The following is a 22,178-nucleotide window of genomic DNA, read 5'->3' as shown; positions in this document are numbered from 1 at the left end:
CCTTATTCTAATTGTTACAAAAAAATCCTGTTATATTTTACCATAAAATTTCATTCTGTCAAAATCGGAGTGCTACTGACTATTTTTCACCCATCAAGTTCTAAAAATTCTCATTTTTTCCTAATATAGGTCAATAATGCCATGATATCAGCTGGTGTTACACCAGGAATCCGCATCGCTTGTCCGATTGAGAAGGGCCTGATTTTTTCTAACTTTTCCCGTGCTTCGGTCGATAAATTGGGCACTTCTGTAAATTTTAAGTTTCCAATATGTAAATTTTCGTATTCTTCAAATACTTTCACTTGGTCCAGCATAGCTTTTATATATCCTTCGTATTTAAGTTGTATTTCAACTTGTGTAAGGACTTCTCTGTCCGTAATAGGCTCTGGGTCTAAGATTTTTATATCTTCGTATTTAATCTCAGGTCTTCTGAGCAGCTTTGCTAATCTTGTTCCTTCACTCAAAGGAGATGAACCAAGTCTTACCAAAAGTTCGTTCACCTGTGCTGAAAGTGGGACTTTGACGTTCTCAAGTCTTTCTAACTGTTTTTGTACTTCGTGCTCTATCTCCAAGACTCTTTCGTAAAACCACTTCGGAATCAAACCAACTTTGTAACCGTATTTTGCCAACCTAAGGTGTGCGTTATCGTGTCTAAGAAGTAATCTGTATTCTGCTCTCGAAGAGAGTAATCTGTAAGGTTCGTCCGTGCCTTTTGTTACGAGGTCGTCAATCATGACTCCAATGTAACTCTCAGACCTTTTTAAAATCAGTTGTTCTTCCCCACGTAATTTCAACGCCGCATTGATTCCGGCTATAATCCCCTGACCAGCCGCCTCTTCGTATCCACTGGTTCCGTTAATTTGCCCCGCGAAATAAAGGTTTTCAACAAGTTTTGATTCTAATGTGGGATAAAGCTGTGTTGGGTCGATGTAGTCATACTCAACAGCGTAAGCGGGTCTAACAATGACGACATTTTCAAGTCCTGGGATTGTTCGGAGCATCTTAATCTGAGCAGCGTAAGGTAAACTTGTGGACAAACCGTTCAGGTAGTACTCTTCCGTGTCCTTCCCTTCAGGTTCAACGAAGACCTGATGGCTTTCACGCTCGAATTTTACAACTTTGTCTTCTATTGATGGACAATACCTGGGTCCTTTTGCTTGGATAAGTTTCACTTCACCGTACAGTGGCGAGAATATCAGATAATCGCGTATGATTTTGTGCGTCTCCGGAAGCGTATGAGTTAACCAACATGGATAGTCTTTCGGAAGAACCTTAGGTTCGTTAAAATGAGAAAACGCCCAGGGTACATCATCTGTATCTTGCCTCACCATTTTTGAAAAGTCGATGCTTCTTTTCAGTACACGCGCAGGGGTTCCTGTCTTAAACCTCCCAACCTTGAAGCCAAGATTTATCAGTGATTCTGTTAACCCATGTGCAGAAAAATCACCCATTCTACCCGCTTCCATAGTTTCTCTACCGATGAATATCCGCCCTCTAAGGAACGTCCCTGTGGTTACTATGACTGCTCTTGCACGGTAGTCTATCCCAAACGAATCAACGACACCTGTAACCTTCCCATTCTCAACGATAAGTTCTTTTACAATTCCATAACGTAAAAGCAGGTTTTCTTGATTTTCCAGTTTTCTTTTCATTGTTCGAGAATAAGCGTATTTATCTATTTGTGCCCTCAACGCTTGAACCGCTGGTCCTTTACTTGTGTTGAGCATTCTCACATTTATCATGGTTTCATCGGTAGTTTTTGCCATCTCTCCGCCAAGCGCATCTATCTCTCGGACTACGATACCTTTGGCTGAGCCACCAATGGCAGGATTACATGAAGCCCAACCGACGTTGTCAGGGTTTCCTGTTATTAGCATGGTTTTTAGTCCAAGCCTTGCACACGCAAGCGCTGCCTCAATTCCAGCATGCCCGCCACCAATTACGATGACATCGAAAGAGTAATCATCCTCTGGTCTTTCAAAATACTTGCCGTAGTCTATTTTCATCTTCTCATTACCTCCTCACCATTCACAAACACAGCAACGGGATTTTCTTCAAATGGGTCATTATCATATAAAGCAAAGTCCGCGCAATACCCTATATCTATTTTTCCACATTGATATCCGGCAATCTTAGAACCTGCCTCGGTATAGTAATAAACCGCATCTTCTCTTGTAAAGCCCATTTTAAATGCATGTTCGAGCACGTACTTTGGATCCGCTGGCGAAACCGGGGAATCCGTAGAAAATGCTATCATGTAGCCGGATTTGTGCATTTGTAAAAATGGATAAGCAAGTTCGAAAGAAACGTTATCTAATAGCGGGATATCTTCAAAATAAAAGTGGGGTTGGATTGATAGATAAAAATTTCTCAACTTTGGAAAATCATTTTTCAAAACAAATTGCAGGTGAATCAACCTGTGTCTTAACCTCACTTTATTTTTCTCAAGTCGGCCTAAAACTTCCGCAAGTGCCCTATCACCAATTACGTGTATATTCAACTGGATATGTCTTTGCTCTGAAAACTTTACTACCTCATCGAAGTTGTCCGGCAACGTATTTATACCAAAACCACCTGTGTCTTTATATGGATAAACCATCCATGCAGTCCTTCCACCAAGCGAACCATCGGCAAACAGCTTTATACCACCAATTTTCGAAATGCCGAATTCTCCGAACTCGTAATTCCAAGGTTCATAGGTGTAGAGCTTTTCAAAAATTCTAATTTTGCTGTTTTTCAATAGTTTTTTTAGCATCTCAAAACCAACGCCGTGGAAGTCATCTGAGTGCACTTGGGTAACACCGTGTCTTAGAAATTCCTCCTGGCCTTTTTCGAAAGCCTTTGAGAAAAACTCATCTCCAAGGAAATTCCAAACTTTTTCTATCTCTTTTTCAAAGAGTAAATTATTTTCATCTTTGCGTTTTCCTATTTTCTCTTTCAAATAATTATTTATCCAAGCAACATGGCCACACTTTCGCACTAACAAAACGGGTATCTTCAGCTCATTCGCCTTATCAAGTATTTGTTGTTCAGGAAGGCTCTCCCAACCACGTGCAATAATAAAGTTTTCTGATGATTCTCTTACCTTTTTAAAAATGTCGAAAAGATTTTCTTTCGTCAGGTCGTGTGTCAATACTTTCATTCCAGTCCCAATGATGTGTGCATGTGAATCTACCCATCCAGGCATTACAAATAGACCTGTGGCGTCCACCACAGGTCCGGTATCTGAATAAGGTACAAACCTACCATTTTCGATGTAAAGATTTTTCTTTTCAAAAATCGTTCCGTTCCAAACGTAACCGTTCTTGACTATCAAAGTTACACCTTCTGTCCGCCATTTTTATGAAAGTATCCCAGCAAGCTTTACTAATTCCATATCGAGTCTCTTCTTTTCTTTCAACACCTCGTCAAGCTTGACCGTTGTTATCTTTCCTCCTTGGAGTGCTGTCATAACTCCACTCTCTCCACGCATCAAAGCATCAACAGCTGCCACTCCCATCCTTGAAGCAAGGAGCCTATCGAACGCTGTTGGAGAACCTCCACGCTGGATGTGACCTAGTATAGTTATTCTTGTTTCGTATCCTATTCTGTGTTCTAAGTGTCTTGCAACGGTGTATGCACTCGCCGCACCTTCTGCAACAACAACTATACAGTTAATCTTCCCTCTTGCCCTTTCCTCCAGTAATTTATTCGCCAATTCTTCGTAATTCACTGGAACCTCTGGAATGATTACTGCCTCTGCACCAGTTACTAAACCACTTACCGTTGCGATATAACCCGAAGACCTACCCATGACCTCAACTATAAAAGCTCTTTCATGTGAGCTGGCAGTGTCTTTTAATTTTTGTATAGCATCAACAACCGTGTTGAGACAGGTATCTACACCTATACTCATATCAGTCATGGCGATATCGTTGTCTATTGTTCCAGGTATTCCAACGACAGGTATCTTCTGCTCTTCTTCCAAGAACATCGCACCATGTAGACTACCCTCACCACCAATAACAACCAAACCTTCAATACCGTGTTTTTTTAGAATTTTTGCCGCTTCCGCCCTTGTCTCTTTCCTAACAAATTCTGGACATCTACTCGTTCTCAAAATCGTTCCACCCTTTTCCATAATGCCACCAACGGATGCAAACGTCATCGGTTCGATATCTTCATCAAGAAGTCCCGCATATCCGCGTTTAATTCCATAAACTTCCAAACCGGACTTGATACCATATCTTACAACAGCCCTGATAGCGGCATTCATTCCTGGAGAATCTCCTCCACTTGTCATCACTGCTATCCTCTTCAACTTGACCGCCTCCTCCTTAAAAAAGGGTTTTCCACTTCGTATCAAGACAAGGAGAATTATACCACAAATCTTACAATAGTCTACCTAATCCCATATTATCAGCTTTTTTAAAACATTTTACATTCTTTCTCGTTTTTTCTTAGTCTTTTTCTCTTTGCCTTTCCCTTCAGCTATATCGTGAGAGCGTTTAAGGGCTTGAACAACGTAATAATTCACCGTACCGCGCGGATATTCGTAGTTTTTGTTCATAATTCCTGCTTTCATGTCGGTCATCAACTCGATTGCTTCGTCCACATCATCGACGGTCCAGATGTGGAAAAGTCCATTTTTTACCGCCTCAAGCACTTCATCAGACAAGACCAAGTTTCTTACATTCGCCTTTGGTATAATAACTCCTTGATTACCTGTGAGCCCTTTTATTTTGCAAATACGGTAAAAACCCTCCACTTTCTCAGTAACGCCACCAACTGGTTGAACGTGCCCATGTTGGTTTATCGATCCTGTAACCGCTATGTTTTGCTTTAATGGTATTTTGGAAATCGCTGAGATAATTGCTAAAACTTCAGCAAGAGATGCACTGTCACCTTCGACATACCCATAAACCTGTTCAAAAGAAATTGAAACACCTATCGAAAAAGGCACTTTCTTGGCATATTTACTACCTAAATATCCTGTTAAAATCATTACAGCCTTGCTGTGTATCTGACCACTCAAATCAGCCTCTCTTTGAATATCCAAAATACCAGAACTACCAAGATATGTCTTTGCTGTTATCCTTACTGGCAAACCGAATTCAAAATCACCAAAGTTCATTACAGTTAACCCATTCACCTGCCCTACAACTTTGCCAGATACGTCTATCATGAGTTCCTCTTTTCGAAACATCTCATCGTATTTTTCCACAACAAGCTTCAACCGGTCCTCTCGTTCTTTTAAAGCACGTGCCACGTCTTCGTATTCAATATACCTAGAATTCCTCTTTGTGGCAAAAAAGTTCGCCTCTTCCAAAAGGTCGATTAATGCGCCAAGTCTCATTGAAAGTTTTGTTCTATCACCAGATAGTCTCGCCGAATACCAGATTACTTTTTCTATTGCACCTCTTCTCACAGGTAAAAGTTCTCTTTCGCGAGTGTAATCAGTAATGAAAGCTACCAGGTCCGAGATGTTTTCAACAGTAGCATCGAGCTCCCAATCCATTTCCACTTTGACTTTGAATAGCTTTTCAAAATCTGGGTCGTATTCATGTAATAGTTCATATATCTCGGGTGTTCCTATGAGTATCACTTTAACTTTCAGCGGTATAGGTTCCGTTTTCAAAGTTGCTATCGTTGAATAACCGTATGCTGTATCGATGTTCTCGACCTCAAGCTGTTTTGAAAAAAGGATTTTCTTCAGTCTGTCCCATACAAACGGATGCACGAGCAGTTCCCTCGCATCAACAATCAAAAAACCCCCGTTTGCCTTGTGTAACGACCCTGGACGAATCATATTGAAGTCTGTATATAGCATTCCTTCGCGCTCAATATACTCGATTTTTCCGAACAGGTTATGATACGTTGGTGTGTCTTCGAAAACCACAGGTGCACAATTCAAATCAGAATTATCAACCACAAGATTCACACTGTAAGCTCTTCTGAAATAATATTCGAGGTCCGCAAGCTTTTTTGTTGAACTAACTTTTTCTATTATGTCCTCTTTGATTTTATGTATAAACTCCCTCACATCACTAAACGGGTACTTTTCTTCAATTACGGAGAAAAACTCTTCCGTAGCGAACAACAACGCGTATCGATTTAAATCTTTTACACGCTCTTTGTACAGGCTCTCAAGTTTACGCACATTTTCCACAGCTGCTTCAATTAATAATTGAACTTTCTTTTCATTTTCTTCTATCTTTCTTTTTTCATCTTCGCTCAGAGCTGTAAATTCTTCCTCCTTCAAGACCTTGCCATTGATAACAGGGTAGTAATTCACACCGGTTTGTGTAAACTTAATCAAAAAACCCAATGTCTGTGCTTTTTCAACCAAATCTTTCGTTATACGTTCCTGTTCGCTTTCGAATTCTTCATCTATCTCTCTTCTCCGTGCTTTGTAATCTTCTCCCTCAAAGACCTTTGAAATCTTTTCCGTTAAGTTTTCCACAAGTTTTTCCATATCTTTTTTGAACTCAGCGCCCTTTCCTGCAGGCAGGAAGAGTGTATCTGCCTTCTGTGGGTCATCAAAATTCATTACGTAAGCAACATCTGACGGCACGGGTTTTTTCTGGGCATATTCGGTAACAAAATGTTTGACAAAGGTCTTTCTACCAGTACCAGGTAGCCCAACGACAAAGACATTGTATCCATCCTTGTCCATGTCCAATCCAAAACGCAAAGCCTTCACAGCCCTTTCACGACCTATGAAAGACTGCGTTTTCTTAACTTCTTCGGTAGATTCTATCTGTGGAATTATACGTTTATCTACAACCAGTTCTTCCCATCTAATTTTCCTCAAAGGCATCAATCTTCACTCCTTTCTTAGTGAAGTGGTGCTTACCATGTGGTGTCAAAACAAAGTAAGCGCTTCCAGAACCTGTAAGTGCTGCAGGGTTTTCACTTCTTAGCACTTCTATCTTGTCTAACAAATCCTCAGGGATAACTTTCTCGAAGATATTGTAGGTTCCTGACTTTATCTTTTCCAAATCTTTGGAACGATAAGCTTCGTATAGTTCAATTGCTTTCATCGGGGCTTTTCCAAACCATTCTGCTCTCAACTTTCCGTAAGCCTCTTTTGTTGATATTGAAAAACCAGGAAAATACACATCTACGTTGAAACCTTCAAGTGGTTCGACCTTTTCGATTATTTCCCCCCTGCCTGAAACGATTGCAGTACCACCATATAAAAAGAAAGGCACATCGCTACCTACCGATTTTGCCAATTCAAAGGCATCCATTTCACTTATAAGCCCTAAAGCTTTTAAAGCCATCAAAAATCCCGCAGCGTTGCTACTACCACCTCCAAGTCCTGCACCGATAGGTATATTCTTCTCAAGCAAGACGTATGCGTCATAGTTATTTATTTTAACCAGTCTCCAGATTCTTTCAATTATGTTGTTTTCAATTTCCACGTTTGATTCTAACTTCAGGCGCCCATCTCCGTGTGTTATTTTGACGGTCATCCTATCAAAAAGCGAAATCGTTTGAAACAACGAATCTATTTCGTGGTAACCATCTTCTCTTTTTCTCAAAACATCCAGGCAAAGGTTCAACTTTGCGAACGTTCTAAGTATAATGCTACCACCTTTGCCCATCCTTCCATCTCCCCAATGTAATCTTTTAACCTTTTCGACCTCATTTCTACGAAATTCTCCTTCTCGACTATCCCATTGTATTTAACGTCTGCAATATAGAGCACACCAACATGAACGCGACTCACAGGATTCTCTATCTCGTTTATTAAACCTACATAGTTCAGTGATTTCACTTCAACATCGACTTCTTCTGACAACTCTCTTCTTAACCCTTTTTCCAAACACTCAATTGGGTCCTGTGAATCTTCTATATTCAGGTGTCCCCCAACTCCAAGTGTAATCAGGTTATGGAGCCTTTTTTCTGTTTGGTTCGCAGTTCGCCTAAAGAATATATATTCATCTCTTTCTTTCAGAACAATGTATGGAATCACTTGCCTTGTCGTTTCGTCGTATTCTGCTATTTCTCGTTCAACAAAAAATCCATTTTTTAGCACACTAAAAAACTCTTCCTGAGGAACTTCCACAACACCTGTTCGACCTTTGCACAAACCTTCGACTTCTTCTGTTTTTATAACAAGTACTTTTTCTTTCATAGCGTTGTTTTCAGCAGTGCTCATGATTGTTCTCTCCTCCTCTTAATATGTTTCAACATCCATCTCAAGAAGTTGCTTTGCTATATCTTTATCTATTTTACTCGCAATAAGTCCTATTGCGGCAAATATGTAGTGTTTATCTCTGTACAACCTTACCTCTTCCGACGGTAATAACTCCATCGGGTGCAGTTTTGAAAGATGTTTCAAACTTTCCAAAACTTCCTTTGCGTACTTAGACCTTGATAGAAATCCACCCGTGCCAAAGATAACACGCACAGCGGTCAAATCTTTTCCTTCAGCTACAGTTTTTCTACCTGTTGGAGTGTAAAGATGTTTTTTGCTTCCCGCATGCCTTCTCAACCCTTGCTGAGCACAGAACGTTGCCAGCTTGCTGATGAAATATTCATCGCGCTCAGTTGCAGGATATGGACTTATTCTTGTGACAAGCTCATCATAATCTTCAAATTGCTTTCTTAAATTCTCCTCACCAATCATCTCGATAACGTTGTGTGCGTTTACGTATAGTCCCAAATCGCCTTCAACGGTCCTTTTTGCAAAAGGTTCAGGAGAAATGAGCATCTCCTGGATTTCTGGAGAGCCATCAGTGACAGAATCTACATCCGTTGTTGCACCACCGATATCTATCGTTAAACAATCACCAAAATGTTCATAGGCAAGCTCTGTTGTTATCATAACCGCAGCGGGAGTTGGAATGATTTCGTAGTTCACCATATCTTTTATCTTATCCATTCCAGGAGCCTTTACAATATGTTCAGCGAACACTTCCTTTATTACGTTTCTTGTTGGTTCTACGTTGAGATAATCAATCCTTGGGTAGACATTCTCAGTAACGTAGACTTTTTTACCCGCATTTGTTAGTATGAATTCTACTTGCTCAGCTGCTGCGACATTTCCCGCGTAAACAATAGGTACATCAAGTGGCAATTTAGCTAACATCTTGGCATTATGTATAACTGTTTCACTTTCACCATAATCAACTCCACCAGCCAAAAGAATCAACTTAGGTTGTATGGACTCTACCTTTTTTAAATGAAACTCATCCATTTTTCCAGCTGTTACATACTTAATAACCGCTCCTGCACCAAGTGCTGCCTCCTTTGCTGCTCGCACTGTCATATCGTAAACAAGTCCGTGAACAGTCATTTTCAACCCACCTGCAGCACTGCTTGTTGCTGCGAACTTTTCCCAACTGATATCTTCACCGAGTTGTTCTTTAATCTTCTTAAGAGCTCGTTCTATACCTATCGTCACATCACCTTCGTTAACCGTGGTCCAATGTTCCGCCTGGGCTACTACTTTCGGCTTAAAGCCAAAATGAAAAGCCGTTAGAACCGTTGTTGTTGAACCAATTTCCGCAAACAATAAGTCGATTTTCATAACCTATCCCTCCAGATAGTGTTCTCACAAATTAGTCAGTCAGACTAATAGTATTATACTATCCATTTGACAAATTAAAACTTATATGTCCCAAGAATTGCACTCATCGTTGTTCTAACAGAATGATTGATAACGCTATGTGAAATTTAATGAAAATAAATGAAAAAATAAGTAATCAAAAGGATTCTTCTCACAGGTTATTTTTTTCTTTCTGAAAGAAATATTTTGAAAAGATAGGTGAATTATGTTTTCATAGGGTATGTATGTTATACTCTGCGTCGAGGGTGGTCACACCCGCAAAAACACATTACTTTAGGGAGGGAGACCTATGAAAAAGTGGTTACTCTTAGCTGTGTTCTTAGCACTTATGATTGCCTCGGTATTGCATTTTGCGGTTGATGTTGGAGTTGTACTTCCAACAAACGTAGAACCAAGATGGGTTCAGGATGAAACCAGGTTTAGAGAAGCTTTAAAGACCACGAAGTACTCCGTTGAGATTTTATTCAGCCAAGGCTCGCCAGCAAAAGAAAGGGAAAATGTAGAAGCACTTATTGCAAAGGGTATCAAAGTTTTAATCATATGTCCACATGATGCGGTTGCCGCTGCAGCATCAGCAGAGCTTGCTAAAAAAGCGGGTGTTTATGTAATCTCTTACGATAGGCTCATCATGAACACCGAAGCAGTAGATTACTACGTAACATTTGACAGTGTAGAAGTTGGTAGAGCCATGGGTAGGTTCCTTGTGGAAAAAGTGAAACCTGGGACAAAGAATAACCCACTTTACCTTTACGCAGGTGCTCTTTCTGATAACAACTCTTTCTTGTTCTTCCAAGGCGCATGGGAAATCCTACAACCAAAGATTGCTGATGGCACATTTAGGATAATCAACTCTTCGGAAGCTCAAAAAGTTCAGAACAAGAAAAATCTTACAAGAGACGAGATGGCAAAAATAATTGGTCAGATTACCACAAACTGGGACTTTAACGTTGCTAAGAGAAAGGCAGAAGACGATCTCACAAGAGCCAGAGCCGCCGATAAAGGAACAGTTTACATTCTTGCTCCAAACGACGGAACTGCAAGAGCTATTGCCGATGCATTTAGAGCAGATAAAGATGTCAAGGAATACTACATCACTGGTCAGGATGCCGAGAAGGCATCAGTGCAATACATAATCGATGGTAAGCAATCAATGACTGTTTTTAAAGACGTCAGAATCCTTGTTAAAGACGCCATAAATGCTGCGCAGTTACTATTAGAAGGAAAAAAGCCAACAACGACAGCTGTCTATGACAATGGCAAGAAGAAAGTACCTGCTATACAATCTGAAATTCAGGTCGTTACAAAAGACAACGTAAAACAGATTCTTATTGATTCTGGTTACTACTCTGAAAAGGACTTTATCTGGCCAAAGAAATAAGATAATTTGCGACTTTAACTAAATCAAACTGGGTGGTGTGAAATAGCACCACCCAGTTTTTAGAAAAATTCTTTAGTATTGTTGTAAAGGCTTTTGGAGGTGATTTAATGGCAGAAGATTTTATTCTGGAAATGAAAGGTATAACAAAAGAATTTCCCGGTGTTCGAGCTCTTGACAACGTGGACTTTAAGGTTCGCCGGGGAGAAATTCACTGCTTGGTGGGTGAGAACGGCTCTGGAAAATCAACTCTTATGAAGATTCTGAGTGGATTTTATCCACACGGGGAGTATGAAGGTACGATAATTTTCGATGGACAAGAAAGACATTTCCGAAATATACATGACAGTGAAAATGCAGGTATAGTGACAATATTCCAAGAGTTAGCCTTAATACCTGAACTTACCGTTTATGAAAACATATTCTTGGGACACGAGATAAAGAAAGGTAGATTTATTGACTGGAACGAGACCATCGCTAAATCTAAAGAAATCCTTCATACTCTACGTCCCGATTTAGATCCGTCGAGAAAAGTTAAAGACTTAGGTGTTGGATTACAACAAATTGTTGAAGTAGCCAAAGCTCTTAGTAAGAATGTGAAGCTTCTAATATTGGACGAGCCAACATCTGCCCTAAATGAGGATGATAGCGAAAACTTGCTAAGGATTATAAAAGAACTGAAGAAAAGAGGTATTACCTCGATTCTTATTTCACACAAACTTAAAGAAGTCATAGAAGTGGCAGATACGATTACTGTTTTGCGTGATGGAAAAATGGTTGCAAGACTGGAAGACAGGTCACAGTTCACCGAAAGTAATATAGTGAGGTATATGGTTGGTAGGGAAATAGAAGATATTTATCCAAAAAGAAAAAAGAGAAAATTTGGCGAGAAGATATTTGAAGTGAGAAATTGGAAAGCTTACGACCCAAGACTGAACAGATATATAGTCAAGGAAGCTAATTTCTACGTAAGAAAAGGCGAAATTGTCGGAATTGCCGGCTTGATGGGAGCCGGAAGGACAGAGCTGGCACTAAGCTTATTTGGAAACCCTCTGGGATATATAGTAGAAGGAGAAATCTACTTCAATGGGGAATTGGTAAAATTTAAATCGCCATCTGAGGCTATTAAATCAGGTTTTGCATACCTATCAGAAGATAGAAAAGCTTTAGGATTGATTTTAAATTTCGATGTAAAGACAAACATCACCTTAGCTGGCTTAAAACAACTCAAAAACGGTCTTTTCGTAAATGAAAACGAAGAAATCGTAGTAGCCGAAAGGTTTAAGGAATCATTGCGCATAAAAACACCCACGGTGGAACAAAAAGTTATGAATCTCAGCGGTGGTAATCAGCAGAAGGTTGCAGTTGCAAAATGGTTATTTGTAAAGCCAAAACTTCTTATCCTGGATGAACCGACACGTGGTATTGACGTTGGCGCTAAGTATGAAATATACACACTTATGAACAGGTTGGTAGAAGAAGAAGGGATGAGCATAATAATGATTTCCTCCGAATTACCTGAAATCTTAGGAATGAGTGACAGAATTTATGTCATGGCTGGTGGAAGAATCGTAGGCGAACTCAATAGGGAAGAAGCAACGCAAGAAAGAATAATGCACATGGCAGTTGATTACTAATAATTAACAAAGGAGGGAACCAGATCATGGTTTTTTTTGCTGAACTTGGTAAAGTTATAAAAAAGAACATCAGAGACTACGGGATGTATATTGCCCTTGGTGTTATAATGCTGATATTTAATATTCTAACGGATGGACTTTTCCTTTCCTCAAGGAATATAAGTAACCTATTTAATCAAATGGGATACATAGCAGTCCTTGCAGTTGGTATGACACTGGTCATTGTTATTAGGCATATAGATCTTTCTGTTGGGTTCATGGCAGGCTTTCTTGGTGCCATCGCTGCCAGGCTTTTGAGAGACGGCATGCATGTGTTACCAACCATTTTGATAGTCCTTGCACTTGGTACGGTTTTCGGATTCGTTAATGGATTCTGGGTTGCAAAAATAGGATTGCCTTCCTTCGTTGCCACGCTTGCAGGTATGTTGATATTCAGAGGTGCTTTATTACTGTTTACACAATCTACTGGAACAATAATCGTCACAAATGACACTTTCAACCAAATAGGCAATGGATTTATACCGGACGTTTTGGGGAAGGGCGATATCCATCTCTTAACACTAACAATCGGACTTGCAATTATCGGGTTTTATATCTACAGTGAAATAAAAACGCGAAACAACAAAATAAAATACAACTTTGAAGTATTATCAACTCCTATTTTCATACTCAAACTTTTGTTTATAAGTGCTATCGTATTTTATATTTTCTGGATTCTTGCAAATTATAATGGTCTTTCTTGGACATTTGTCATAACCCTCGCTATAACCTTCATATACCACATTCTTACAACAAAAACTGTCCTTGGACGACATATATACGCTGTTGGTGGAAACCCCGAAGCGGCACGTTTAAGTGGCATTGACGTTCAAAAAATCACTCTTTTTGTCTTTGGTTCTATGGGATTTTTGACAGCAATATCGGGTATACTTTATACCTCAAGACTCCAATCTGCAGCACCTGACGCTGGAACATTGTTTGAACTCGATGCTATTGCAGCTGCATACGTTGGTGGTGTCTCTGCCGCAGGTGGGGTTGGTAAAGTTACTAATTCGCTCATAGGAGCTCTTGTCATGGCTTCACTGATTAACGGTATGAACCTCCTTGGTGTGGGAATATCACTGCAGTACATAATCAGAGGTGGAGTTCTTATAGCTGCAGTTGTGTTTGATATCAAGACAAGAAGTAAAATAAGTTGATAATACTTCCAAAACAAAAATCAGTTGTTGGAGGTGTCCAAACTGGCAAAAATTCTTCATGAAACAATGAAAGAGAACAATTATTCTTTGATCTTAAGAACTTTATATCACTTGCAGCCAATCGAACGAGTACGCCTGGTACAGCAAACTAGTCTATCATCAAGTACAGTTACACGTTGTATTGCAGAACTGATAGATGCTGGTTTTATCTCAGAAGTAGGAACCTCTGAAAGGACAAAGCTTGGTCGTAAGCCTGTAAAACTTAAAATCAATCCAGAAGCTTTTAATGTGCTAATAGTTGACATTGGAGCTTTTAAAACTAATTACGCCCTCGGCTTTGCAGATGGTACGTTAGAAAAACTCGAATCTTTGAATACACCGGACTCTTTCGAAGAGATATTGGATAAAGTAAATAAACTTTTAACTTCGTACAAAAAAGTAGAGGTCGTAGCATTCTCAATTCCCGGTATGGTTGACGTAAAAAGTAGTACCATTCTGTTTGTTCCAAGTAAGGGGTGGCGTGATGTAAAGATAGAGATTGAAGGAAAGGTAGTATATGCCGATAACGAAGCAAATCTTGCCATGATATCAGAGGCTTTTGAAAGACAGGAGATTCGCACCTCAAAATGTTCCGTCTTTGTGACTGTCAGAGAAGGGTTTGGAACAGGGGTGTGGATAAACGGTTCTATCTTTCGCGGCCCGTCTTTCACAGCAGGTGAATTTGGGCATACAACGTTTGACGTACATAGTAAGAATCTGTGCCATTGTGGTAATACAGGCTGTGTGGAGACCTATGTATCATTATCCTCGTTCTTTGGAGAAAATTATAGTTATTTTATGTCTTATCTTTCCGAAAAGAATTGGAGAGAAAATCCCGAGATTTTGGAATATATTGATTTGCTTTCACGAGCTTTGTCAAATATAGTTAACGCGTTAAATCCTGAGTACTTGATAATTGGTGGAGATCTTTCCGGACTGGATGGCGAATTTTACGAAATATTGGAAGAATTTACAAAGCGTTATTCACTTGAACATGCTGCAAAGATTTTAAAAGTCATGCCTTCAACGTTTATAACTGACACATATTTGTATGGCGCGCTTTATGCTGTAATTGAAGAATACTTAATACCACGTATGGTTCGTAAAATTACAAAAAAATAATCAAATAAAAGCTGGGTACTTAATTTACCCAGCGTTTTTTCACACAACCGTATGTACTGACCTGTATACGATGGATCGTTAGTTAAAATATGCTTTCTCATCCTGTGTTACGGGTATGTATTGGTGGTGTTCCCCTACCAAATTCATAACCGACTCTCACCACCAAGTTTTAGTTCATGTCGGACGCGATAAAAAAAGATGGCCTGAAAACCAGGCCATCTTCTTGTTATTTATTTTTCTCAAAACTTAACACTTGGTGTTTCTTCTGCTCCAGGTTTTGCCTCAAAGTATTGCTTTTCCCTGAAACCAAAAGCATTTGCAATCAACACGTTCGGAAATCTTTTTATAAACGCATTGTACTCCCTAACAGCTTCGTTGTAGTCTTTTCTTGCTACAGCTATTCTGTTCTCTGTGCCTGCCAGTTCGTCCATTAGTTGTCTGAAGTTAGCATCAGCCTTGAGCGTTGGATAATTCTCAGCAATGGCAAGCAATCTTGATAGGGCGGTGTTTAATTGCGCATCGGCTGTTGCTTGTTCTTCCGGAGTTCGTGCACCTATTAATTTAGACCTTGCATCAGCAATCGCTTCAAAGATTTCCTTTTCGTGTGAAGCGTAACCTTTTACAGTCTCAACAAGGTTCGGTATCAAATCCGCCCTTCTTTGCAATTGGTTCTGAATCTGGCTGTAACTTTCTTGAACTTTTTGTTCCAGAGATACCATCTTGTTGTACGTGCCTATCGCCCAAAAGATGGATATTAAGACGATGATTAGTATCACAATAAGTGCTACCATCCTTGGTTTTAACTTCAACTTCTTCACCTCCAACTTTTTGACACTGGATTCGAAACTATTGTACCACGATTTTTGTATTTTTACTAACCACGCCTATAACCTCACCACCTGTGAGTTCTAACACCTTGTTTAAATTTTCCCTCGAGACAATTAAAATCATGCCATAGCCCATATTAAATGTTCGCATAGCTTCCTCAATTTCAACAAATTTCAACATCCATCGCATGTAATCTGGCAATCTAATAGTAATTTCCCATCCCTTATCCCTTAATACTCTTCTTAACGCTCTCAGAACACCACCACCTGTAACGTGGGCAATACCTTTTACAAGTTCAAAGACATTGGTAACCTCACTGTATATTCTTGTACCTCTCAGGAGGTCGAAACCTAACTCTTTGATGCTTATCTTTTCTTCTTTTAAAATTTTTCTTATCAGTGACCATCCGTTGGAATGAAACCCGCTGGCGGGTAATCCTATGATTAAGTCTTCATAATTTATTGTTTCAACAGGTATCCTTCTTTGAAGCGTTCCAATACAAAAACCTGCAACATCCCAATCTTTATCACCGTAAATAGATGGTATTTCCGCCGTTTCACCAGCAACAAGTGCCATATTCAATTCTGAAAGCTTCTTGGCAAGCGCTTTGATAAATTCGTAGTGTTCTTTGTCTATATGGTTCACACCCAAATAATCGACAAATGCTTTTGGAAATCCGCCAACACATACAATATCGTTGTAGTTCATCGCTATCAAATCCTGGGCTGCATCCTCCCATCTGTTGTGTTCAATATGTAACAACAACTTCGAACCAACACCGTCTGCCGTTAATACTATCGGAGGATTCGTGAAATTCAAAATCGTAGCGTATCCTGTAGGTTCTTTAACCACCCATTCCGGAATTTTGACGATGCTTTTAATATAATCGGTAAATTCATCATTTCTAAGGACATCCACACCCGAACCTGAGTATGTGTATTTTCTCCCTTCTCCATTCATATTCTCACCCCGCATAATTACCCAAAATAACAAACTACAAAGCGATGTCATCTCTGTAAAACATACCTTCGAAATGTATATTTTGAAGGTTCTTGTATGCCTTTTCCCTCGCTTTTCCCAATTCGTTATCAGTTCCAACAGAATGTAGAACCCTTCCTCCGGAAACAACCAACTCCCCGTTTTGTTCTCTGACACCAGCATAGAAGAGTATGTTTCCCTCTTTTTTACTATTTTCGATATTCTCAATCACAATCTTTTGCCCTTTTCTAGGACTTTCTGGGTAGCCTTCCGAGGCAACAACCACATCAACCGCGAATCTTGATGGTCTGTATTCATCAAATTCTTCGTTTTTAAAAGCCTTTAGAACGTTTTCTACAAACTTTTCAGGCTCCATAGCAGCTATCACTTCAGTTTCTGGGTCTCCAAGTCGGACGTTGTATTCCAAAACGTATGGTTCATCCTCTACAATCATAAGGCCTATATAAAGAAAACCTTTGTAGTAAATTCCTTCTTTTTCCAACCCGAACAATGTTTTATCAAATATGGTCTTTATTTTCTCTATCAGTTTCTGGGTTATTTCAACAGGTCCATAAGCTCCCATCCCACCGGTGTTTGGCCCTTTGTTACCCGTAAAGGCACGCTTGTAATCACGGGTGAACGGTAGCAGTGTGAATTTGCGACCATTTACGATGGCAATGGCAGATAATTCCCAACCCTTTAAGAATTCATCCACAACCACGGGACCACTAACCCCTGGAATTAGAGTTCCATCCATGAGTTTGCTACCGTTTTCAATAGCATTTGAAAAGTTATCCTCTATTATCACACCTTTACCTTGCGCAAGCCCATCTGCTTTAATAACATAAGGAGGTGTGAATGATTTGAGTGCATCAACAAGCTGAACTTTGTTTCGCGCAATCTGGAATTTTGCGGTAGGTATATTGTATTTCTCCATAAAGAGTTTTGCAAAACATTTTGAACCTTCGAGTCTGGCACCAGCAGAATCTGGTCCAAAGACGTTTATTTTTCCATCTGCGATACCCTTAACCAAGAAATCCTCAGAGCCGGGAATTACTAAATCAAAATCAGCTAAGATATTACCAGCAAAGAGCTCAGCTTCGTTAATACTCAAATTTTTACCCACTAGCTTTGTCCCGGCGTTACCTGGGTAGAAAGAAACTTCACAACCAGCGTTTTTGAACGCCCATCCTATAGCGTGTTCCCTTCCACCACTTCCAAGCACCAAAATTTTTTTAATTCTTCCAACTTCGCTCATGCATCTTCACTCCCAGAAATACGTTCTTTAGCACGGTTTTCAGTGTCTGAAGAGCCTTATTGGGGACTTGTAGAATGTTATCCCCTTCTCCCGGGCAAAATTCAGCACTTCATCGTCTCGTATAGAACCGAGCGGAGCAACGATGCATTTAATACCTGCATCAATAAGTATTTCCAAACCATCTGTGAATGGGAAAAATGCATCAGACGCCGCTATCGCACCTTTTGTATTATCTTTTGCCAGGGTTGTGGCTATCCACGCTGACCTTTTTCTTGACGGCTGTCCTCCGCCAATGCCAGCAGTGACACCATCTTTTACGATCACTATCGCGTTAGATTTTACTGATTCCACAACAATGAGTGCAAATTTTATTTCTTTAACATCACATGGTACACCGAAAAGTAATTCCGGTTCGCCTTCGAATTTTCTTTCAGATAGAACCAGGCTACCAAATGCTACTTTTCCAGCGTACGGTGTGTATTCCTTTGGCTTTATCAGTCTGACTTTCTTTTTCGATAAGTATTCCACTGCTTGTGGTTCAAAATCCGGTGCAACGATAACTTCAAGGTAGATGTTTATAGCTTTCGCCATATCCAAAGTAAATGGGAAGCTTGTTGCAAGTATTCCTCCGTAGCTTGATTCACTATCTGCCTGAATTGCCCTTTTGACAGCACTTATTTTTTCTTCAGCACTATCATTTCTTAGATACGATACCCCACAAGGTGTTTGGTGTTTTATAACCGCAACGCCACCACCGATTGTTTGTAAGTTTTTGGCAAGAACCCAAGCTGCTTCAGCATCCAGTATGTTGTTGTACGAAAGTTGTTTACCTTCATGCAGCAATTCAAATTGAGGCTGTCCAAAGATAAAAGCCCTCTCATGTGCGTTTTCACCATACCTCAACTCGATATCGTATCTTTCAAGCTCAAGTTTCTTAACGTTTTCCACCTGCAAAAATTCCATACACTTACACCCCCCACGTAACTTTTCTTCCTTCTATCTTGTATGGTTTGTGAAGCAGATTGTTGATTACCCTCCAATAGTTCTCATGCTCAAGCTTGTGAATTTTCGATTCCAAAGTCTCCAAGTCCCAGTTCTCTTCAATCTCTATAGCTTTTTGAAAGATTATCGGACCGGTATCTATACCAGCGTCTACAAAATGTATGGTAATCCCCGTTACCTTGACTCCATAATCATACGCTTGTTTTATCGCATCCTTTCCCGGAAAGGCTGGAAGTAAAGATGGATGAATGTTGACTATCTTAGGGAAATACTTAGCCACGATATGTTCAGGGATAATTCTCATAAACCCCGCCAACACTATCAAGTCTGGTTTTAAGTTAGCCATAACCTTTTCGAAGTCCTCATACCAAGGTTTCGAAAGAATTATTACCTCTACACCTAATTTCTTTGCCCTTTCAATTGCTCCACATGCTCTGTCGACAATAAGTGCTTTCACATCAGCAATGAGTTCGCCGGAAAGTGATTTTTCTGCCAGCACTTGGAAGTTACTTCCATTACCGGAAGCAAGAACGACTATGCTTGGTTTGTTAAATTGTTCAGAGTTCATACTGGATAGTTCAGATCGAAACACCCCATGCATATTCCACGCACCCCACAGTTTTCGAAGACTTCTCGATATCCTTCAATAGACAAGTAAACCAATTTATTTGCTCCAACATACTCTTGGAGTTTTTGAATGTCGTTTTGAGAAGCAATCAGTTCGCTTCTTCTCGATGTATCTATCCCATAATTACAAGGTCCAATCACAGGTGGTGAATGGATACCAACGTAAACCTTTTTAGCACCAGCCTCTTTTACCATTTCGACTATCAAATTCATCGTTGTTCCGCGAACAATTGAGTCGTCAATTAACAAAACTTCCTTACCCTCGAGTACGGCATTTAAAGCTGCCAGTTTTCTTCGAACAATGTCTTGCCTATTTTTCGGCATGATAAAACTCCGTCCAATGTAGTGGTTCCTTATCAATCCATATTCGATTGGTATGCCAGATGCTTGGCTGTAACCAAGCGCGCCGGAAAACCCGCTGTCCAAAACAGGAACAACAATATCCGCTTGAAGCTTGTGCTCTTCGTATAGTTTTCTTCCTAACGCTTTTCTAACTTCATGCACGTTCACACCGTAGAAATTACTATCAGGACGAGCAAAGTAGACGAACTCGAACGAACAAAATCTATCATCGCGTTTAGCAAATCTGACAATTTCAGGTGGGTTGTTATCGGTAAAAAACACAACAGTTCCAGGTTCGATTTCCGTTATTTCTTCGCAACCTAAAACCCTCAATGCTACATCTTCGGATGCTATAATATAGCCATCCTGAAACTTGGCATAAAAGAGTGGACGGATGCCAAAGGAATCCCTTGCTGCTGCAAGGAATGTATCGTGCAAAACCACTATCGAATACGCCGCTTTTATCCTGGAGAGTGCCCATTGGAGCGATTCACGCGGATTTTCATAGGGAGCTATGGAAAAATAGTGGATAATAATCTCTGTGTCAAGTGTGGTTGCGAATATACCTCCACTTTCCATTATGAATCTTCTTTTTTCGTCTGCATCAACAATATTTCCGTTATGTGCAACCGAAATTCTCCCTTTGAGGGTGTGGGCTGTTATCGGCTGGATTTCGTCAAGTGAGCCATAAGTGGAATAACGTACGTGACCGATTCCTTTGGTGCCAGGAATGTAACGTTCTGAAGTCAGAACACTTTCAACCAATCCTTCACCCTTTACCGACCTGAACCCGTTCACAACTACACCTGCGGATTGCTGACCTCTGTGCTGGAGCGTAAGTAAAACATCGTGAATAACGTTATACGCCTCGTCAACGTTCCATACACCAGCTATACCACACATCTTTTTCCCCCCACGTGAATCTGAGATTTACTCTCTTCTTTTTATTATTATCTTTGCCAATGTTATTAAAAACACGCAGAGGAACCAACCGGTTCCTCTGCGCACACTTATCCCTTATTTCACATCAGGTAGGAGTATTCTCAAAATGTCTTCATTCTTGATTCTGATGTAGCCTTCTTGGAGTTCTTTGAAAGCGATGCTAACAGAGTAGTTGTCAGGTGTTGTGACAAACGGTTTGGCAAAATCGTTTATCGCTTCTGCCCTTTTTGCAACGACTATTGGTATTGCATACTTGTATGGTATCTTCTCCAACAGTTTGTCATATTGTATAACAAGTCTGCTCACTTATTGCACCTCCTCCATCAACCGCTTCACTTTGGAAGTATTTTTAATCCTTTCAAACTTTAATCTTTCTGCGTAGATTATGGACATCAAGTTTCTTATCGATTCTTCTAAGTCTTCATTGATTATTAAGTATTCAAATTCTGGGATGAACTTAAGTTCTCTCTTGGCAGTTTCTAACCTTTTTTGTATTTTCTCTTCTGTTTCCGTTCCCCTCTTTTTAAGCCTCTCTCTAAGAACTTCGTAACTCGGTGGTGCGATAAAAATAAACTTGGCACCAGAGAAATTCTTCTTGACTGTTAAAGCGCCTTGAACATCTATATCAAGTATGACATCCAAACCTTTTCTTATGTTGTCGTAGACCATTTCTGCAGGTGTTCCATAGTAGTTGTCATGAACCTTTGCCCATTCGATAAATTTGTTTTCTTTTATCATTCTTTCAAATTCTTCGTGCGTCACAAAGAAATAGTCCACTCCGTGTATCTCTCCAGGTCTTTGCTTTCGAGTTGTGCACGAGACGGAGAAGACAACTCGCTCAACTCTCTCAAGAACGGATCTAATAATACTTGTTTTACCAACGCCACTTGGACCACTTATAACAAACAGTATTCCTCCGGCATGGACTTCGTTTTGCACATCAAAGTCCTTTCCCTGACCATCCATTCCTATCTTAGCCCTTTCTTATCTTTTCGAGTTGTTTTTCAATTTCAACCATCGATTCGATGAATCTTTGTGCAATTGTTTCAGGTTGGATAGCACTGAGTATGATATGGTTTGAGTCCGTAATAAGAATGGACCTTGTTTTTCTTCCGTAAGTTGCGTCTATGAGTTTTCCTTCGTTCTTTGCATCCTCTTTCAACCTTTTAAGTGGGGCGCTTTCAGGGTTGACTATAGCAATAACCCTGTCACCAGCGATAACATTACCAAAACCGATGTTGATTAATCCAAACATAATCTACACCTCCCA

Annotated in this window: 20 protein-coding genes; 4 read left to right on the top strand and 16 right to left on the bottom strand. The window is 40.0% G+C overall.

Annotated elements, in window-relative coordinates; all coding sequences use genetic code 11:
- Window positions 1–110: 110 nt before the first annotated feature.
- The 7 genes from mnmG to JM64_RS07105 all read right to left on the bottom strand — a co-directional run bounded on the left by mnmG (window position 111) and on the right by JM64_RS07105 (window position 9,520).
- Window positions 111–2,006: a tRNA uridine-5-carboxymethylaminomethyl(34) synthesis enzyme MnmG gene (gene mnmG / locus JM64_RS07135; protein ID WP_064012053.1), complete on the bottom strand. Its 1,896-nt coding sequence runs from the start codon at window positions 2,004–2,006 to the stop codon at window positions 111–113.
- Window positions 2,003–3,316 (bottom strand): amidohydrolase, encoded by a 1,314-nt coding sequence (locus tag JM64_RS07130; RefSeq protein WP_064012052.1) that lies wholly within the window; start codon window positions 3,314–3,316, stop codon window positions 2,003–2,005. Before JM64_RS07130 ends, mnmG begins: the two co-directional genes overlap by 4 nt.
- 24 nt (window positions 3,317–3,340) lie before the next feature.
- Entirely contained in the window at window positions 3,341–4,300 is a 960-nt protein-coding gene (gene pfkA, locus JM64_RS07125) for a 6-phosphofructokinase (RefSeq protein ID WP_064012051.1), read from the bottom strand.
- A gap of 117 nt (window positions 4,301–4,417) precedes the next feature.
- Complete coding sequence (locus JM64_RS07120; RefSeq protein WP_064012050.1) at window positions 4,418–6,799, bottom strand: Lon protease family protein; 2,382 nt, start codon at window positions 6,797–6,799, stop codon at window positions 4,418–4,420.
- Window positions 6,780–7,589, bottom strand: coding sequence for a 4-(cytidine 5'-diphospho)-2-C-methyl-D-erythritol kinase (ispE, locus tag JM64_RS07115; RefSeq protein WP_064012049.1), 810 nt, complete (start codon window positions 7,587–7,589; stop codon window positions 6,780–6,782). Before ispE ends, JM64_RS07120 begins: the two co-directional genes overlap by 20 nt.
- Entirely contained in the window at window positions 7,544–8,146 is a 603-nt protein-coding gene (locus JM64_RS07110) for an NUDIX hydrolase (protein ID WP_082868345.1), read from the bottom strand. The genes ispE and JM64_RS07110 overlap by 46 nt, the downstream gene beginning before the upstream one ends.
- 18 nt (window positions 8,147–8,164) lie before the next feature.
- A complete protein-coding gene (locus JM64_RS07105; protein WP_064012048.1) occupies window positions 8,165–9,520 on the bottom strand; it encodes a GlmL-related ornithine degradation protein in 1,356 nt (451 codons plus the stop codon).
- Between the two features lie 328 nt (window positions 9,521–9,848).
- On the opposite strand from JM64_RS07105, the gene JM64_RS07100 reads away from it, so the two are divergent.
- The 4 genes from JM64_RS07100 to JM64_RS07085 all read left to right on the top strand — a co-directional run bounded on the left by JM64_RS07100 (window position 9,849) and on the right by JM64_RS07085 (window position 14,931).
- Entirely contained in the window at window positions 9,849–10,937 is a 1,089-nt protein-coding gene (locus JM64_RS07100) for a sugar ABC transporter substrate-binding protein (RefSeq protein WP_064012047.1), read from the top strand.
- 107 nt (window positions 10,938–11,044) lie between these two features.
- Window positions 11,045–12,571: a sugar ABC transporter ATP-binding protein gene (locus JM64_RS07095; protein ID WP_064012046.1), complete on the top strand. Its 1,527-nt coding sequence runs from the start codon at window positions 11,045–11,047 to the stop codon at window positions 12,569–12,571.
- A gap of 26 nt (window positions 12,572–12,597) precedes the next feature.
- Complete coding sequence (locus JM64_RS07090) at window positions 12,598–13,770, top strand: sugar ABC transporter permease (RefSeq protein WP_064012045.1); 1,173 nt, start codon at window positions 12,598–12,600, stop codon at window positions 13,768–13,770.
- A gap of 33 nt (window positions 13,771–13,803) precedes the next feature.
- On the top strand, window positions 13,804–14,931 hold the full coding sequence (locus JM64_RS07085; RefSeq protein ID WP_231882318.1) for an ROK family transcriptional regulator: 1,128 nt from the start codon (window positions 13,804–13,806) through the stop codon (window positions 14,929–14,931).
- 239 nt (window positions 14,932–15,170) lie between these two features.
- On the opposite strand, the gene JM64_RS07080 is transcribed toward JM64_RS07085, so the two are convergent.
- The 9 genes from JM64_RS07080 to JM64_RS07040 form a co-directional block, all read right to left on the bottom strand.
- Entirely contained in the window at window positions 15,171–15,722 is a 552-nt protein-coding gene (locus tag JM64_RS07080; RefSeq protein ID WP_064012573.1) for a LemA family protein, read from the bottom strand.
- Between the two features lie 55 nt (window positions 15,723–15,777).
- Window positions 15,778–16,719, bottom strand: coding sequence for a phosphoribosylformylglycinamidine cyclo-ligase (locus JM64_RS07075; protein ID WP_064012043.1), 942 nt, complete (start codon window positions 16,717–16,719; stop codon window positions 15,778–15,780).
- Window positions 16,720–16,753: 34 nt separating this feature from the next.
- Window positions 16,754–17,995: a phosphoribosylamine--glycine ligase gene (gene purD / locus JM64_RS07070; RefSeq protein ID WP_064012042.1), complete on the bottom strand. Its 1,242-nt coding sequence runs from the start codon at window positions 17,993–17,995 to the stop codon at window positions 16,754–16,756.
- A gap of 39 nt (window positions 17,996–18,034) precedes the next feature.
- Window positions 18,035–18,958 carry a phosphoribosylaminoimidazolecarboxamide formyltransferase gene (locus tag JM64_RS07065; protein WP_064012041.1) on the bottom strand — a complete coding sequence of 308 codons (924 nt, stop codon included), beginning with the start codon at window positions 18,956–18,958 and terminating at the stop codon, window positions 18,035–18,037.
- A 4-nt stretch (window positions 18,959–18,962) separates the two neighbouring features.
- On the bottom strand, window positions 18,963–19,565 hold the full coding sequence (purN, locus tag JM64_RS07060; protein ID WP_064012040.1) for a phosphoribosylglycinamide formyltransferase: 603 nt from the start codon (window positions 19,563–19,565) through the stop codon (window positions 18,963–18,965).
- On the bottom strand, window positions 19,562–20,869 hold the full coding sequence (purF, locus tag JM64_RS07055; RefSeq protein ID WP_064012039.1) for an amidophosphoribosyltransferase: 1,308 nt from the start codon (window positions 20,867–20,869) through the stop codon (window positions 19,562–19,564). Before purF ends, purN begins: the two co-directional genes overlap by 4 nt.
- A 114-nt stretch (window positions 20,870–20,983) precedes the next feature.
- Window positions 20,984–21,214 carry a DNA-directed RNA polymerase subunit omega gene (locus JM64_RS07050; protein ID WP_064012038.1) on the bottom strand — a complete coding sequence of 77 codons (231 nt, stop codon included), beginning with the start codon at window positions 21,212–21,214 and terminating at the stop codon, window positions 20,984–20,986.
- Window positions 21,215–21,874, bottom strand: a complete 660-nt coding sequence (gene gmk, locus JM64_RS07045; RefSeq protein ID WP_064012037.1) for a guanylate kinase — start codon at window positions 21,872–21,874, stop codon at window positions 21,215–21,217.
- Between the two features lie 7 nt (window positions 21,875–21,881).
- Window positions 21,882–22,163: a DUF370 domain-containing protein gene (locus tag JM64_RS07040; RefSeq protein ID WP_014452437.1), complete on the bottom strand. Its 282-nt coding sequence runs from the start codon at window positions 22,161–22,163 to the stop codon at window positions 21,882–21,884.
- Window positions 22,164–22,178 lie beyond the last annotated feature (15 nt).

This window comes from Fervidobacterium pennivorans (assembly GCF_001644665.1).
Classification (GTDB): Bacteria; Thermotogota; Thermotogae; order Thermotogales; family Fervidobacteriaceae; genus Fervidobacterium; species Fervidobacterium ngatamarikiense.
Note: the sequence above shows the minus strand (reverse complement) of the source record. Positions and strands in the feature narration are given on the sequence as shown.

Excerpts from the sequence above, each read along its gene's own strand:
- JM64_RS07040 (WP_014452437.1), bottom strand. The coding sequence starts at position 22,163 with ATGTTTGGATTAATCAACATCGGTTTTGGTAATGTTATCGCTGGTGAC.
- purD (WP_064012042.1), bottom strand. The coding sequence starts at position 17,995 with ATGAGCGAAGTTGGAAGAATTAAAAAAATTTTGGTGCTTGGAAGTGGT.
- purN (WP_064012040.1), bottom strand. The coding sequence starts at position 19,565 with ATGAACTCTGAACAATTTAACAAACCAAGCATAGTCGTTCTTGCTTCC.
- mnmG (WP_064012053.1), bottom strand. The coding sequence starts at position 2,006 with ATGAAAATAGACTACGGCAAGTATTTTGAAAGACCAGAGGATGATTAC.
- gmk (WP_064012037.1), bottom strand. The coding sequence starts at position 21,874 with ATGGATGGTCAGGGAAAGGACTTTGATGTGCAAAACGAAGTCCATGCC.
- JM64_RS07080 (WP_064012573.1), bottom strand. The coding sequence starts at position 15,722 with ATGGTAGCACTTATTGTGATACTAATCATCGTCTTAATATCCATCTTT.
- purF (WP_064012039.1), bottom strand. The coding sequence starts at position 20,869 with ATGTGTGGTATAGCTGGTGTATGGAACGTTGACGAGGCGTATAACGTT.
- JM64_RS07105 (WP_064012048.1), bottom strand. The coding sequence starts at position 9,520 with ATGAAAATCGACTTATTGTTTGCGGAAATTGGTTCAACAACAACGGTT.
- ispE (WP_064012049.1), bottom strand. The coding sequence starts at position 7,589 with ATGGGCAAAGGTGGTAGCATTATACTTAGAACGTTCGCAAAGTTGAAC.
- JM64_RS07090 (WP_064012045.1), top strand. The coding sequence starts at position 12,598 with ATGGTTTTTTTTGCTGAACTTGGTAAAGTTATAAAAAAGAACATCAGA.
- JM64_RS07065 (WP_064012041.1), bottom strand. The coding sequence starts at position 18,958 with ATGGAATTTTTGCAGGTGGAAAACGTTAAGAAACTTGAGCTTGAAAGA.
- JM64_RS07100 (WP_064012047.1), top strand. The coding sequence starts at position 9,849 with ATGAAAAAGTGGTTACTCTTAGCTGTGTTCTTAGCACTTATGATTGCC.
- JM64_RS07075 (WP_064012043.1), bottom strand. The coding sequence starts at position 16,719 with ATGAATGGAGAAGGGAGAAAATACACATACTCAGGTTCGGGTGTGGAT.
- JM64_RS07120 (WP_064012050.1), bottom strand. The coding sequence starts at position 6,799 with ATGCCTTTGAGGAAAATTAGATGGGAAGAACTGGTTGTAGATAAACGT.
- JM64_RS07110 (WP_082868345.1), bottom strand. The coding sequence starts at position 8,146 with ATGAGCACTGCTGAAAACAACGCTATGAAAGAAAAAGTACTTGTTATA.
- JM64_RS07095 (WP_064012046.1), top strand. The coding sequence starts at position 11,045 with ATGGCAGAAGATTTTATTCTGGAAATGAAAGGTATAACAAAAGAATTT.